Below are 14,070 nucleotides of genomic sequence, written 5' to 3'. Positions count from 1 at the left end.
TTCATGCCAGCCTTCTCCGCTTGGCCGGCTGCGCTCGCCAGACCAGCTCCGCCGGCCAAGCTACCCGTGGCGGAGCGGCCCACCGTGCACTAACTTTACCCTTGGACCACCTCGTGGGGGCCGATCAAGCGGACGTTCGTGGTCTGAGTGTTCAGGAAGCGATGACCTTTTGGCTTGCCTTAGAGCACACAACCCCGCCTCTGATCGCTGTCAGGCGCCAATTAGATCGTTCAAGGCCACAAAATGCCTGACTGAAGGGCGGCTCCGTCCCTTTGAAGAGAGCAGATCGAACTTGGTGGATGAAGGGGCATCCTGAGGGAGCTGAGACCTACCAATCCTAATCTGAATTAGGGACAGGGCTGAGGCGCGCGCGCATCGGTTGGCATCGCTTGCAACGGTCTCGGGATGCAGGTGCTTGAGAGTGGCCTCATGCTGTTCCCGAAGAGGAGCAGCGCCGTGTCTCCGCCGCAGCAAGCGAACGTCCGCAGCAAATTCACGACTTGGTCCTTGACCTGCCATGAGTGTCCTCACCGGTCTAACGCCACATACATCAAGCATCGCCCTCGCGAGGACGGCCGCCAATGCGCTCCGGTTTCGCCTTAAAGCCGAAGGACTTCGAGTTCCCGGCGGCAGGTTTCACCGAAGTCGGCGAGGGGGTCTGCGTCCTTCCCCTGCCTGATCCTGTCCTGGATCTCGGCGAAGGTCAGGTTCGGCGAGGCGTAGATGTCGACCACGCGCGACAGCAGCCGCTCGGCCGCCTCGATCACCGGACGTGTCGATCTCAGGCGCATGCGACCGATGATGGCAAACATGCCGACGACCACCTCCGGCCCCTCCGGATCGTGCGTGATCGCGTCGGCCAGACACTTCGACGCCTCGGCGATGAACTCGTCGTAGAGCGCCTCGCGCTTTCCCGCTTCCTGTGCCTGCCATTGCGCCTTGCGCGCGCCGTTCTGGGTCACCACGTCGTCACCAGCGACGAGGCCGCGCCCACGAGGGAGCCGGCCAGGCCGGTGGCGGCCGTAAGGACCGCGATTTCCATGACGTCCTCCTGATCGAATCTCAGCGACCTTCGCCTGCGCGGCCCACGACGAGGGTCCGTTCAAGCATGTCGAGGTGGGCGTCGAAGTAGGCGGCCATATCCATGGGGTAGGCATCCCCGAACTGCGTGCGCCAGATCGAGGCGGACACCGCGGCTGCCATCATGAGGTTCGGGAACTCGCTCGCCGCGACCGGCCGGAATTCGCCGCGTTCCACACCGTAGGCGAGGACGGCGGCCAACCGGGCGTTCACCGGCCCGATGACCTCGTCGTGCCACCGCACAGCCAGTTCCGGAAAGCGCGTCCCGTCGGCGAGCAGCAGCCGGAGCAACTCCCGGCCGCGTCGGTCATGGACCAGGGCGTCGTAGACGAACCGGAAGTAGGCCCGAAGGATCTCCATCGCCGGGCCCTTCGGATTGGTCGCCAAGCTGGCGAGCAGGTCGAGGGTCGGCTGCACCATCTCCTTGAAGGTGGCGACGAACAGATCCTCCTTGCTCGGGAAGTAGAGGTAGACCGTGCCCTTCGTGATCCCGGCGCGCACGGCGACGTCGTCGACCCGCGTCCCGGCGAAGCCCTTGAGGGCGAACTCCTCGAACGCCGCCTCCAGGATCTCGCCCGGTCGCGCTTCCTTGCGTCTTTGCCTCGGTCCGACCGCCGCCTTGCTCATTTCGTTCTCTGTTGACTGACTGGTTAGTTATTAGTAGATCAAGGGCATTCCGGCAAGCGCGTCGCCGTCACGGCCGCATCACCGCGCCGGGAAAACCTTTTCGCCCCATCCCGGGGCACCGGAATGGCCGTCGCCCCCTCCTCAGGTTCGACGGCCAAGAAGGAGCGGCTGCTCCGCCCCCTCGCAGCCGCTCCTTCGCCTCCCATCCACGCGGGTGACACGGAGCCCGATCCCATGATGACCCGCCTGACGCTTGTTTTTGTCGCGCTGCTCGCCGCCGCCGATGCGGTTGCGGCCGACGGTCGGCCTACGACCGAGGCGGTCTCCGTGAAGACGGTCACCGCGATCCGCACCCCGGTCTCGGAGGACGTGGTGCTGAGCGGGGACATCCAGGCGAAGTATCTATCCAACGTCTCCTTCCGTGTAACCGGCAAGATCGCGGAGCGCCTGGCCGAGGTCGGGGACCACGTCCAGGCCAATCAGGTCATCGCGAGGCTGGAGCCGCAGGAGCAACAGGTCAACGTCGACACCGCCCAGGCGGCGCTAAACTCCGCCGAGGCGCTCCTCACCCAAGCCAAGGTGAACTTCGAGCGCCAGCAGACCCTGATGAAGAGCGGCTATACCACCCGCACCACCTACGACGGGGCGGAGCAGCAGCTTAGAACGACGCAGGCGTCGGTCGACTCGGCCCGGGCGGCCCTCGGGACGGCCAAGGAGCAGTTCACCTACACCGAGCTTCGGACCGGCGTGGCCGGCATCATCACAGCCCGCAGCGCGGAGGCAGGCCAGGTGGTCTCCTCTGGCCAGACCGTGTTCACGCTGGCGCAGGACGGAAGCCGCGACGCCGTCTTCACGGTCCCGACCATCCTGCTGGAGCCGCCCCCCGAGAGCCGGAAGGTCGACGTCTCGCTCCAGGCCGACCCGCGCGTGACCACAGTCGGGACCGTGCGGGAGATCTCCCCCACCGTCGACACGAACTCCGGCGGCGTCCGCGTGAAGATCGGTCTCGACGCGGTGCCGGCCGGGATGTCGCTGGGGGCGGTGGTGCTCGGACGTGCCCGCCTGCGCCCGCGGGATGCGGTGACGCTGCCGTGGAGCGCGCTCTTCCGATGGAAGGACGCGTCGGCGGTGTGGGTCCTCGACCCGGGAACGGGGAGCGTGTCGCCCAAGCCCGTCGAGATCGACCGCTACGAAGGCTCGGGCATCGTCCTCGCCGGTGGCGTCGAGCCCGGCGAGGAGGTCGTCACCGCCGGCATCCAGTTCCTGTCACCGGGCCGAAAGGTCACCGTCGCCGGAAAGGGCACGCCGTGAGACGCCTCGTCCTCCCCATCGCCGCCCTCGTCGCCCTTTCGGGCTGCAAGGAGCAGAAGGCCGAGGCCCCGCCGCCGGTCCGCCCGGTCCTGACGACGACCGTGGCACTGGAGGAAGCCCGGACCTTCGGCCCCTTCGCGGGCACGGTCCAGCCTCGCTACGAGAGCCAACTCGGCTTCCGGATCGGCGGTCGCATCGTCGCCCGCGACGTCTTCGTCGGCGACCAAGTCGCCAAGGGCACGCGGCTTGCCGCCCTTGATCCCACCGTGCAGCAGTTCGCCCTGGTGCGGGCCCGCGCCGACGTGGCCGATGCCCAGGCGCAAGTGAAGAACGCCTCGGCCGCCGAGGGGCGGCAACGCATCCTGTTCGAGAACAACAGCGCCGTGACGCAGGCCCAGCTCGACGGGGCGGTGGCCAATCGCGACACCGCCGACGCCCGGCTGGCCCAGGCCAAGGCCGCCCTGCAGAAGGCCACGGACGAGCTCGGCTACGCCACGCTCACCGCGGGCTTCGACGGCGTCGTCACGGCGTGGAGCGCCGAGGTCGGGCAGGTGGTCCCGCCGGGGCAGGTGGTGGTCACGATGGCGCGTCCCGACGTGCGCGAGGCCGTGGTCGACATCCCGGACGATCTGATCGGCGAAATGCCGAAGGACATCGAGTTCACGGTCAGGCTCCAGGAGGTTCCCGAGGTCACCGCCAGGGCCCGCGTGCGCGAGATCGGTCCCCTGGCCGAAGCCTCGACCCGGACGCGACGCGTGCGCATGTCCCTGATCGATCCGCCCGATGGTTTCCGCCTCGGCAATACCGTCACGGTCGCGTTCGAGCGGCCGGTCTCTCCGCGCTTCCCGGTGCCGTCGACGGCCCTCGTCGAGGACGACGGCCACGCCGCGGTCTGGGTCGTCGCCCCGGACGGCAGGACCATAAACCGCCGCGAGGTCACGATCCTGGAACGCGAGGAGGGTCGCGCCTTCGTCGGGACCGGTCTCAAGGCCGGCGAGAAGGTCGCCGTCGCCGGCGTCCACGGCTTCACCGAGGGCCAGGCCGTCCGGCTTCCCGAGACCGACCTCTAGGCCCGATCCGCCGCGGTCTTCCCCTCCAATCGCCCTTTCCGTTCACCCGCGGGTCCCGGACCTGTCGAGCCGCGCAAGGATGCGCCGATGAAATCCTTCAACATCTCGGAATGGGCGCTGTCCCACCGGTCCTTCATCTGGTTCCTCATGGCCATCGCGCTGTTGGCCGGGGCCATGGCCTACACCAAGCTCGGGCGCGAGGAGGACCCGGCCTTTGCGATCAAGACCATGGTCGTCCAGGCCCGCTGGCCGGGCGCCACCATCGACGAGACGCTGCAACAGGTGACCGAGCGCATCGAGAAGGAGGTCAAGCAGATCAACGCGGTCGATTACACGAAGAGCTACACGACCCCGGGCCAGACAACCGTGTTCGTCAACCTTCGCGAGACCACGCCCCCCAAAACCATCCCGTGGCTGTTCTACCAGGTGCGCAAGCGCCTCGGCGACATCCAGGGCACGTTCCCGCAGGGCGTCCAGCCGCTGGGCTACAACGACGAGTTCGGCGACGTGTTCGGCAACATCTACGCCTTCACGTCGGACGGCCTCTCGATGCGTCAGCTCCGCGACTACGTCGAGCAGGTGCGCACCGGCGTCCTGGCCGTGGAGAACGTCGGCAAGACCCAGATCCTGGGCGCGCGCGACGAGGTGATCTACCTCGACTTCTCGGTGCGCAAGCTCGCCGCGCTCGGCATCGACATGCAGAGCGTCATCAACACCCTGCAGGCCCAGAACGCCGTCCAGCCCTCGGGCGTGATCCAGGCCGGGCCCGAGCAGGTCAGCGTGCGCGTCGGCGGGCAGTTCACGGACGAGAACAGCCTGAAGGCCATCAACCTGCGGATCAACGACCGCTTCTTCCGGCTCTCGGACGTGGCCGAGATCTCCCGCGGCTTCACCGATCCGCCCGAGGCCCTGTTCCGCTACGACGGCCAGCCCGCCATCGGGCTCGCCGTCGCCATGCAGGCCAGCGCCAATCTCCTGCACTTCGGCGAGGCGCTGAAGGAGAAGATGCGCGAGCTCGAAGCCGACCTGCCCGCGGGCGTCGGCATCCACCTCGTCTCAGACCAGCCCAAGATCGTGGAGGAGGCCGTGGGCGGCTTCGTCCAGGCCCTGATCGAGGCGGTAGTGATCGTTCTGGCGGTGAGCTTCATCAGCCTGGGGTGGCGCGCCGGCCTCGTCGTCTCGCTCTCCATCCCGCTGGTCCTGGCCATCACCTTCGTGATCATGGACGCCATGGGGGTGACGCTCCAGCGCATCTCGCTCGGCGCGCTCATCATCGCGCTCGGCCTCCTGGTCGACGACGCCATGATCTCCGTCGAGATGATGGTCGCACGTTTGGAGGTCGGCGACAGCCTGCAGAAGGCCGCCGTCTTCGCCTACACCTCCACCGCCTTCCCGATGCTGACGGGCACGCTCGTGACGGTGGCGGGCTTCATCCCCATCGGATTCAACGGCTCGTCGGCGGGCGAGTACACCTACTCGCTCTTCGTCGTCATCGCGGTCTCGCTCCTCGTCTCATGGGTGGTGGCCGTGGCGTTCACCCCCCTGATCGGGGTCAAGATCCTGCCGAAGGCCATCAAGGGCCACCACGACAAGCCGAGCCGCACGCTCTCGGCCTTCCGCGCCCTGCTCCTGCCCGCCATGCGCCATCGCTGGCTGACCGTGACGGTCTGCGTCGCGCTGCTCGGGGCCTCCGTCTACGGCCTCGGCTTCGTCCAGCAGCAGTTCTTCCCGTCCTCGGATCGGCCCGAGGTGCTCGTCGACATGACGCTGCCGCAGAGCGCCAGCATCGGCGAGACGCAGGCCCAGATGGACCGCTTCGAGAGCGTGCTGAAGGGCGATCCCGAGATCCGGCACTGGACCTCCTACGTCGGACAGGGCGCCGTCCGCTTCTACCTTCCGCTGGATCAGCAGCTCGCCAATGCCTTCTTCGGCCAGATCGTCATCGAGACGGCCTCCTTGGAAGCGCGCGGTCGCACCATCGCTCGCCTGAGCAAGGTTGCGAAGCGGGACTTCGTCGGCACCGACGTCTTCGTACACCCACTGGACATCGGGCCGCCGGTCGGACGCCCGATCCAGTACCGGATCGGCGGTCCCGACCTGCAGGTGGTGCGCCAGTCGGCGATGACACTGTCGAACATCGTCGCCGCGAACGCCAGCCTGTCCGTCCCGACGCTGGACTGGAACGAGCCCGGCAAGGTGCTGAAGGTAGAGATCCTGCAGGACAAGGCCCGCCAGCTCGGCATCACCTCGAAGGACATCGCCACGATCCTCAACGGGGTCGTGGGCGGTGGCAGCATCACCCAAGTCCGGGATTCGATCTATCTCGTAAACGTGGTCAGCCGCGCCCAGGCCGCCGAGCGGCACTCCATCGATACGCTGAAGAGCCTGCAGGTCCCGCTCCCCAACGGCAGCACCGTCTCCCTGCTGGCCTTCGCCAAAATCCGCTACGATTTGGAGCAACCCATCGTCTGGCGGCGCGACCGGCTCCCCACCATCACCGTGAAGACCACAATCAAGGACGCCACGCAGGCGGCCACGGTCGTGGCCGCCCTGAAGCCCGAGATCGAGGCGTTCCGGAAGACGCTTCCCCCAGGCTACGTCCTCGCGACGGGTGGCGAGGTCGAGGAAAGCGGGAAGGGTTCCGGTCCCATCGCGGCCGTGGCGCCCGTGATGCTCCTCGCCATGGCCTTCTTCCTCATGGTGCAGCTGCAGAGCATCCAGAAGCTCTTCCTGGTGGTCAGCGTCGCGCCCCTCGGCCTGATCGGCGTCGTGGCGGCCCTTCTGCCCTCGGGGGCGCCCCTCGGCTTCGTCGCCATCCTCGGCGTGCTGGCCCTCATCGGCATCATCATCCGCAACTCGGTGATCATGGTCGCCCAGATCGAGGAGTACGAGGCCACGGGCATGCCGAGGTGGGACGCGGTGGTCGAGGCGACCTGCCATCGCATGCGGCCCATTCTCCTAACCGCCGCCGCCGCCAGCCTCGCGATGATCCCCATCGCCCGCGAGATCTTCTGGGGGCCGATGGCCTACGCCATGATCGGCGGCATCATCGCCGGCACCTTCCTGACCCTGTTCTTCCTGCCCGCACTGTATGTCGGCTGGTACCGGATCAAGCCCGGTCAGGGCGAAGGAAAGGCGGTGCCCGCCGCGGACCCGCATAGCCACGGACAGGTGCCGGCGTGATGCTCGTGGCCCACGACCCGATGGCATCGGCCACGCCGCCAGCATCGCCGATCCGCGCCCGAAAGGGCTCGGACCGCAAGGAGCGGCTCCTCCAGGCCGCTTCCCGCGTACTCCTGCGCCACGGCGTGCAGGCGCTGACGTTGGAGGCTGTCGCGCGGGAGGCGCGCACCAGCAAGGGCGGGCTCCTCCATCACTTCCCCAGCAAGGCGAGGCTGCGGGCCTCGTTGCTGGACGACCTCATCGCCCGGCTTCAGCGGGACCTGCTCCGTTTCTCGGCCGCCGATCCCGATCCGCGAGGACGTCGTCTGAGGGCTTACGTCCAGGCCCTCGTCGCGCCGGACCCTGCCTGCAACCGGCCCGTCATCCTGGCGGCGCTGCTTGCCGACCCGGAGGCGCTCCGCCGGTGGCAGGGCTTCTCCGACGCATGGCTGGACCCGGACCTGAACGGCATCGAACCGGGCCGTGCCCACGCCGTGCGAGCTCTCGTCGAGGGCTCCTGGCTTGCCATCGCCCTCGGGCTCGGACCGGCCGACCCGGCCGGGCTGACCGCGGCCCTGCTGGACCTTCTGCGGCTGGCCCAAGTCTGAACCGGCCGAGTGCGCGCGTGACCGACCCTCTGTTGAGGGGGAGCGAGAGGCTTTCCATGAAGACGATGCCATTCGCAGGCCGGATACGGGCCGTCGTCGCAGCGACCGCACTGTCGAGTCTCGTGGCCTGCGCCTCGCTTCCGCGGACGCCCTACACCGCGAGCGAGTCCGCGGCGGCCGAGGTGGCGGGCATTCCCGGCGCACGGATATTCGCCGACGTTCCCCTGGAGCGGTACGCGACGTTCATGGGAGCCCGACAGCCGCGTTCGAGGCCGTTCACATACCTGGCGCTGTCGGGCGGCGGCGGCGACGGCGCCTACGGGGCCGGGGTCCTCAACGGCTGGTCGGCGGCGGGAACGCGGCCCGAGTTCTCCCTCGTCTCGGGCGTCAGCACCGGAGCGCTGATCGCGCCGTTCGCCTTCCTGGGAACGGCCTACGACCCGGTCCTCACCGAGATCTACACGAGTGGCGTCGCCTCCTCGCTCGTCGCCAATCCGAGCCTCGCCAACGTGGTCTTCGGATCGGGGCTGTTCGGAGACCAGCGCCTTCGCGACCTCGTCGGGCGCTACGTCACCACCGACCTGCTGGCGGCGGTGGCGAGCGAGCATGCCAAGGGTCGACGGCTACTGGTCATGACGACGAACCTCGACGCCAAGCGGGCCATGGTCTGGAACATGGGCACCATCGCCGCGAGCGGCGCCCCGAGCGCCATGGCACTGTTCCGTGACGTGCTCACGGCATCGGCCAGCGTGCCGGCGGTGTTCCAACCGCAGCTTTTCGACGTGCAGGCCGAGGGACGCGTCCATCAGGAACTCCACGTCGACGGCGCCGTGGTCGCGCCGGTCTTCATCCTGCCCCAGGCGGCGCTCGTCGGCGACAGGATCCGTGGCGCCCCGGGGAAGGCCGACTTCTACGTCCTCATGAACGGGCGGATCGATCCCGAGTTCGAGATCGTGCGGGCCGAGACCCTTCCCATCGTCCAGCAGACCCTCGCCACTGGGGCGCAGGCGCGTAGCTCGGCAAGCCTGGCGGCGGCCTACGCCTTCGCCGCCAGCCGCCGGGCAGGGTTCCACCTCGCCTACATCGACGGGTCGGCTCCCAGGCCGACGACGGTGGACGGCTTCGAGGTCTCGTACATGCGAAGCCTCTACGAGGCCGGCTTCGAGAAGGCGCGATCCGGGACCGCCTGGCGCAGCAGGGTTCCGCTGACTGCTCCCGGCGACGTCGCGAGCTCGGTCGGAGCGCCTCGGCGAGGCCCTGGATCAGGGCTCTGAAAGGGCCGATTTTCGGATTGCATCGTTCCGCTGTGGATCAGCTTTGAAGCCTGAACCCTCCTTCAGCTCTGTAAAGTCACTGCGATGTTTGACAAAGTACCTTGAGGAGTGGGGTCACAACCGGCGCTGATCGTGACCCTACTGGAAACTCCAATTTTCACACTGCGTTAGAAAGTTAGGAACGGCTCGGCCGGTGTCATTTTTCGACGCCGATCCACACATACATTGGCCCCCAGAAGCGGACCGACTGCAATCCACCCATCATGGAACGTTAGGCTGCATGGCATCCAGTGTCGTTGTATCGACAGCGGGTAGACCGTCACGGTGCCGTCCGGCTGCCCCTCATGGTCGCGTACAGCGCGCCCGCATCGCGGGCTCCCCGCATCGCCGCCACCGCCTCGGTATCACGCATCCGGCGGGCGACGCAGGCCAGGGCATTGAATTGCGAACCCTGCGCATCGGTCGGGAGCAGCAGTAGGAACACGAGGTCCACCGGCCGTTCGTCGATGGCGTCGAAGTCCACCGCGTCGCGCAGGCGTACCAGGCATCCGAACGGGCGCCTGACGCTCTCCAGCCGGGCGTGCGGCAGCGCGATGCCGTCCCCGACCCCGGTCGAACCGAGGCCCTCGCGCTTCTCCAGCGCCGTCCGCAGCGACGCGGCATCGAGGCCGAGCGCCTGGGCGGCCCGGCGCGCCAGGTCGTCCAGGAGCGCGGCCTTGCTCGCCGTGCGGACCCCGACGGCGACTTGGTCGGGCGATAGGATCTCGTCGATGGTCATTCGGGTCGGCTCGGTCGCGGAACTGCGGTAGGGGTCGAGGGGCTCGCTCAAGCGCCCGGGTCCGGAAGGATCTCGAAGGGTTCGCCTTCATGCACGGCGAAACCCGCCATCAAGCCCGGGCCTCGTCCTCGGGGGCACGCAGGCGATAGCCGACGCCGGTCTCGGTCAGGAGGATGCGCGGGCGCTCGGGATCGGCCTCCAGCTTTAGGCGAAGCTGGCGCATGTAGACCCGCAGGTACTGCGGGTCGGACGAGGTGGAGACCTCGCTCATGAGTTGGGCGTGGGTCAAGGCCTTCCCGGCATGCTGGATCAGGACGCGCAGGAAGTCGTACTCGCGCGGCGTGAGCTTCACCTCCTCGCCGCGGACCCGGACCAGGCGGCGCACCAGGTCGACGCTGAGGCCGTCGACCTCGAACAGGGCGCGTTCGCCCTGGACCGCGAGCTGGTGGCGCAGGGCCGCGCGGATGCGGGCCAGCAATTCGCCCATGCCGAAGGGCTTGGTGACGTAGTCGTCCGCCCCGAGGTCGAGCGCCTCGACCTTGCCGGCCTCGTCGTCCCGGCTGGACAGGACCACCACGGGCAGGTCGCGATGGTCCTTGCGGATCAGGCGCAGCAGGTCGTGCCCGCGCATGTCGGGCAGCCCGAGGTCGAGGATGATCAGGTCGACGGTCTCACGGGACAGGACGTCCAGCGCGGCGCGTGCGTTCGGTGCCTCGAAGGTCTCGTAGCCCTGGGTCGCAAGGCCCATGCGCAGGAGCTTCCGGATCGGCGGCTCGTCGTCGATGACGAGGATGTTCATGCTCATGCCGCCAGATCCGCGCGAACGTTTCCCGCCGGGGGGACGGGCAGGAGGACGGTGAAAACGGCGCCCAGGCGGTCGCGGCGGTTGCCGGCCGTCAGCGTGCCGCCCATGGCCTCGACGAACCCGCGGGCGATGGCGAGGCCGAGGCCGGTCCCGGCCCGGACGCTGTCGCCCTTCCGGACGCGATAGAACTTGTCGAACACGCGCTCGACGTCGGCCTCGGGCAGGCCGTCGCCCTCGTCGAGGACCGTGAGACGGACCTGCCCACGCTCGACAGAGCCCCTGACGGTGACGGTGGACCCCTCGGGGGCGTACTTGGCGGCGTTGTCGAGGAGGTTGACCAGCACCTGCTCGAACAGCACCGGATCGAGGCGCAGGGCCGGCAGGGTGGCCGGAAGATCGAGCTCGACCCGATGGCCGGCGAGGATTGAGCCTAAGCGGCGCAGTGCGGTGTCGACGGTCTCGCCGACGTCCTGCGGCGTGAGGCTCGCCGCCACGGCCCCCGCCTCCAATCGGGTCATGTCGAGGAGGTTGACGATGAAGCGGTTCAGCCGCTCGGACTCCTCGATGATGGTGTCGAGAAGGTCCCTCTTGGCGTCTGCTTCCAAGGCCTCGTCGAGGTCGCGCAGGGTCGTGGCCGCACCGAGCACCGAGGACAGAGGGGTGCGCAGGTCGTGCGAGATCGAGGTGAGCAGGGCCTGCCGCAGCCGGTCGGTCTCGGCGGCGCGCTCCGCCCGGTCGAGGTCCTCGACCAGGCGCACCCGCTCGATGGCCAGTGCCGCCATGTCGGCCAGCGCGTCGAACAGGCGCCGGCTCTCCGGTGAGAGGATCGGTCCGATGCCGTCGGTGTCGAGGCCGATGACCCCGACGATGCCGCGGCCCGTCCGCATCGGCAGGAACAGCCGCTTGGCCCCCGGTAGCGTGTCGGCGCCCCGCCCCGCGGGCCGCTCGTTGTCGAAGGTCCAATTCGCGGCGCCCAGGTCGGCCGCATCGAGGGTGTCCTCGGGCGGGAAGCCGGCCCGGACGGAGACCGCTCCCTGATCGGGGAGCAGGACGACGACCCGGACCCTCAGCATGGCGGCGATCTGGGCGGAGGTCGCCCAGAGCACGTCGTCGAGGGTGCCGCATCCGGCGAGCTTGCGGCTGAAGCCGTAGAGCCGCTCGGTCGCCCGCGCCCTGCCGTGCGAGACCACCGCCTCGCGGCGGGATCGGGACGCCAGGTTCGAGACGGCTACCGCCACCACCGTGAATAACAGGAACGCGGCGATGTTGGTCGGGTCCGCGATGGTCAGGGTGTAGACCGGCGGCAGGAAGAAGAAGTTGTAGGCCAACGACGCGGCGACCACGGCCACGAGCGACGGCCCCAGGCCGAAGCGCACCGCGACGGCGACGATGGCGGTCAGCAGGATGAGGTCGGCGTTCTCGACGCCGAGATAAGGCTCGACCAGCAGCGCGAGCCCGAGGGCGGCACCCGTGCCGAGGAGCCCGACGGCATAGGGCAGGATCTCGACGGGCCGCTTCTCGACCGCCGTCGCGACCGTCTTCGCCGGGACCGGATCGGCCTTCGCGGCCTCGCCGGTGATGACGTGCACGCTGATGTTGCCGGACCGGCGGATAATGTCGTGCACCACCGAGCCGTTGAGGAGCTCGAACAGCGGCGAGCGTTCGGCCTTGCCGAGGATGACGTGGTTGACGTTGGTCGAGCGGGCGAAGGCGAGGATGTCGTCGGCGACGCGCCGGCCGCCCGGAAGCGTGACCGCGTCCCCGCCAAGCCGGTCGGCGAGGCGCAGGGTGTCGGCGATGCGGTCGCGCGCGGCCTCGTCGAGGGACAGGCTGCGCGGCCCTTCCACGGTGATGGCGGTCCACGGCGCGTGCAGGCGGTCGGCGAGGCGCTTGGCGTGGCGCACGAGGCCGGCGGAGTTCGGGTCCTCGCTGACGCAGACGAGCACCCGCTCCCCGGCTCCCCAGGGGCCAGCGATGGCGTTGGCCCGCATGTGGCTGATGAGCTCGTCGTCGACCCGGTCTGCGGTGCGGCGGAGCGCCAGCTCGCGCAGGGCCGTCAGGTTGCCGCGGGAGAAGTAGTGCTTGAGGGCGCGCTCGGCGTTGCCCTTCACGTAGACCTTGCCGTCCCGGAGGCGCTGGATCAGGTCGTCGGGGTTGAGGTCGACCACCTCGATGTCGTCGGCGCGGTCGAGGATGCCGTCTGGCACGGTCTCGCGCACCCGGATGCGGGTGATCTGCGCGACGACGTCGTTCAGGCTCTCGACGTGCTGGATGTTGAGGGTGGTGTAGACGTCGATGCCGGCGTCGAGCAGTTCCTCGACGTCCTGGTAGCGCTTCGGATGGCGCGAGCCCGGCGCGTTGGTGTGGGCGAGCTCGTCCACCAGCGCCAGGGCGGGCCTGCGGGCCAGCAGGCCGTCGAGGTCCATCTCGTCGAGCGCCGTGCCGTGGTACGCGACCGACCGCCGGCCAAGCACCTCGAAGCCCTCGACGAGCGCCAGGGTCTCCGCGCGCCCGTGCGTCTCGACCACGCCGACGACCACGTCGGTGCCGGCCTTAAGCCGCGCGCGCCCGACGGTGAGCATCTCGTAGGTCTTGCCGACCCCCGGGGCCGCCCCGAGGAAGATCTTGAGGCGACCCCGTCCGCCTTCCTCCCGACGCGCGGCCTCCAGCAGGGCGTCGGGCGAGGGACGGTCCGGATCGCGATGCGGCGTCGACATGGGGCGGCCTGTCATCTGGCGGTTCTACTTCGACCCCGAACCGTCCAGGGCGAGGTTGAGGGCGAGCACGTTGACGCGGGGCTCGCCGAGGATGCCGAGGAGACGACCCTGGACCTGCGCTTCCACCAGGGAACGCACCCGATCCTCGGGCAGGCTGCGCGCCTTGGCGATCCGGGGCACCTGGAACAGGGCGGCGTCCGGCGAGATGTCCGGGTCGAGGCCCGAGCCGCTGGTGGTGACGAGGTCGACCGGGACGGGCTTACCGGGATTCTCGGCCCTGAGGCCGTCGAGTTCGCCCTTGACCCGCTCGGCCAGGGCGGCGCTCGTCGGCCCGAGGTTCGAGCCCGACGAGTTCGCGGCGTTGTAGGGCGACGGGACGGTCTTGCCGGCGTCGGCCGGATCGGCGGCGCTCGTGGCCGAGGGGCGACCGTGGAAGTATCCGGCTTGCGTGAAGGACTGCCCGATCAGGCTGGAGCCGACGACTTTGCCGTCGCGCTCGATCAGGCTGCCGGCGGCCTTGGCCGGGAAGATCGCCCCCGCGATGCCGGTCATCGCGAGGGGGTAGGCGAGCCCGGTGATGGCCGTCAGGGCGATCAGCAGGACGAGGGCGGGGCGAAGCTGGTTCAGCATGGACGTTG

11 protein-coding genes are annotated in these 14,070 nt (G+C 68.9%); 5 read left to right on the top strand and 6 right to left on the bottom strand.

Annotated features, from left to right (window positions below; translation table 11 throughout):
• Positions 1 to 599: 599 nt before the first annotated feature.
• The gene (locus FV229_RS09680; RefSeq protein WP_147751754.1) at positions 600 to 962 is read right to left on the bottom strand and encodes a hypothetical protein; all 363 of its coding nucleotides are present in this window, start codon (positions 960 to 962) and stop codon (positions 600 to 602) included.
• 100 nt (positions 963 to 1,062) lie between these two features.
• Positions 1,063 to 1,707, bottom strand: coding sequence for a TetR/AcrR family transcriptional regulator (locus FV229_RS09675; protein WP_147751753.1), 645 nt, complete (start codon positions 1,705 to 1,707; stop codon positions 1,063 to 1,065).
• A gap of 234 nt (positions 1,708 to 1,941) precedes the next feature.
• Between FV229_RS09675 and FV229_RS09670 the strand changes: the two genes are divergently transcribed.
• From FV229_RS09670 to FV229_RS09650, 5 genes are all read left to right on the top strand, one after another.
• A complete protein-coding gene (locus FV229_RS09670; protein ID WP_147751752.1) occupies positions 1,942 to 3,018 on the top strand; it encodes an efflux RND transporter periplasmic adaptor subunit in 1,077 nt (358 codons plus the stop codon).
• On the top strand, positions 3,015 to 4,088 hold the full coding sequence (locus FV229_RS09665) for an efflux RND transporter periplasmic adaptor subunit (RefSeq protein WP_147751751.1): 1,074 nt from the start codon (positions 3,015 to 3,017) through the stop codon (positions 4,086 to 4,088). The genes FV229_RS09670 and FV229_RS09665 overlap by 4 nt, the downstream gene beginning before the upstream one ends.
• An 87-nt stretch (positions 4,089 to 4,175) precedes the next feature.
• On the top strand, positions 4,176 to 7,271 hold the full coding sequence (locus tag FV229_RS09660; protein WP_147751750.1) for an efflux RND transporter permease subunit: 3,096 nt from the start codon (positions 4,176 to 4,178) through the stop codon (positions 7,269 to 7,271).
• The gene (locus tag FV229_RS09655; protein WP_147751749.1) at positions 7,271 to 7,858 is read left to right on the top strand and encodes a TetR/AcrR family transcriptional regulator; all 588 of its coding nucleotides are present in this window, start codon (positions 7,271 to 7,273) and stop codon (positions 7,856 to 7,858) included. Before FV229_RS09660 ends, FV229_RS09655 begins: the two co-directional genes overlap by 1 nt.
• Positions 7,859 to 7,923: 65 nt before the next feature.
• Entirely contained in the window at positions 7,924 to 9,132 is a 1,209-nt protein-coding gene (locus FV229_RS09650) for a patatin-like phospholipase family protein (RefSeq protein ID WP_147751757.1), read from the top strand.
• Between the two features lie 319 nt (positions 9,133 to 9,451).
• On the opposite strand, the gene FV229_RS09645 is transcribed toward FV229_RS09650, so the two are convergent.
• From FV229_RS09645 to FV229_RS09630, 4 genes are read right to left on the bottom strand one after another with little or no spacing between them, the layout of a single operon-like run.
• A complete protein-coding gene (locus tag FV229_RS09645; RefSeq protein WP_238232447.1) occupies positions 9,452 to 9,961 on the bottom strand; it encodes a PTS sugar transporter subunit IIA in 510 nt (169 codons plus the stop codon).
• 58 nt (positions 9,962 to 10,019) lie between these two features.
• Positions 10,020 to 10,715, bottom strand: a complete 696-nt coding sequence (locus FV229_RS09640) for a response regulator transcription factor (RefSeq protein WP_147751748.1) — start codon at positions 10,713 to 10,715, stop codon at positions 10,020 to 10,022.
• Positions 10,712 to 13,432, bottom strand: a complete 2,721-nt coding sequence (locus FV229_RS09635; RefSeq protein ID WP_147751747.1) for a sensor histidine kinase KdpD — start codon at positions 13,430 to 13,432, stop codon at positions 10,712 to 10,714. Before FV229_RS09635 ends, FV229_RS09640 begins: the two co-directional genes overlap by 4 nt.
• A gap of 24 nt (positions 13,433 to 13,456) precedes the next feature.
• Positions 13,457 to 14,062, bottom strand: a complete 606-nt coding sequence (locus FV229_RS09630) for a K(+)-transporting ATPase subunit C (RefSeq protein ID WP_147751746.1) — start codon at positions 14,060 to 14,062, stop codon at positions 13,457 to 13,459.
• Between the last annotated feature and the right edge of the window lie 8 nt (positions 14,063 to 14,070).

Source organism: Methylobacterium sp. WL120, from assembly GCF_008039465.1.
GTDB lineage: Bacteria > Pseudomonadota > Alphaproteobacteria > Rhizobiales > Beijerinckiaceae > Methylobacterium > Methylobacterium cerastii.
Note: the sequence above shows the minus strand (reverse complement) of the source record. Positions and strands in the feature narration are given on the sequence as shown.

Coding starts and splice junctions, on each gene's coding strand:
- FV229_RS09650 (WP_147751757.1), top strand. CDS start 7,924: ATGCCATTCGCAGGCCGGATACGGGCCGTCGTCGCAGCGACCGCACTG.
- FV229_RS09675 (WP_147751753.1), bottom strand. CDS start 1,707: ATGAGCAAGGCGGCGGTCGGACCGAGGCAAAGACGCAAGGAAGCGCGA.
- FV229_RS09630 (WP_147751746.1), bottom strand. CDS start 14,062: ATGCTGAACCAGCTTCGCCCCGCCCTCGTCCTGCTGATCGCCCTGACG.
- FV229_RS09635 (WP_147751747.1), bottom strand. CDS start 13,432: ATGTCGACGCCGCATCGCGATCCGGACCGTCCCTCGCCCGACGCCCTG.
- FV229_RS09640 (WP_147751748.1), bottom strand. CDS start 10,715: ATGAGCATGAACATCCTCGTCATCGACGACGAGCCGCCGATCCGGAAG.
- FV229_RS09655 (WP_147751749.1), top strand. CDS start 7,271: ATGCTCGTGGCCCACGACCCGATGGCATCGGCCACGCCGCCAGCATCG.
- FV229_RS09670 (WP_147751752.1), top strand. CDS start 1,942: ATGATGACCCGCCTGACGCTTGTTTTTGTCGCGCTGCTCGCCGCCGCC.
- FV229_RS09660 (WP_147751750.1), top strand. CDS start 4,176: ATGAAATCCTTCAACATCTCGGAATGGGCGCTGTCCCACCGGTCCTTC.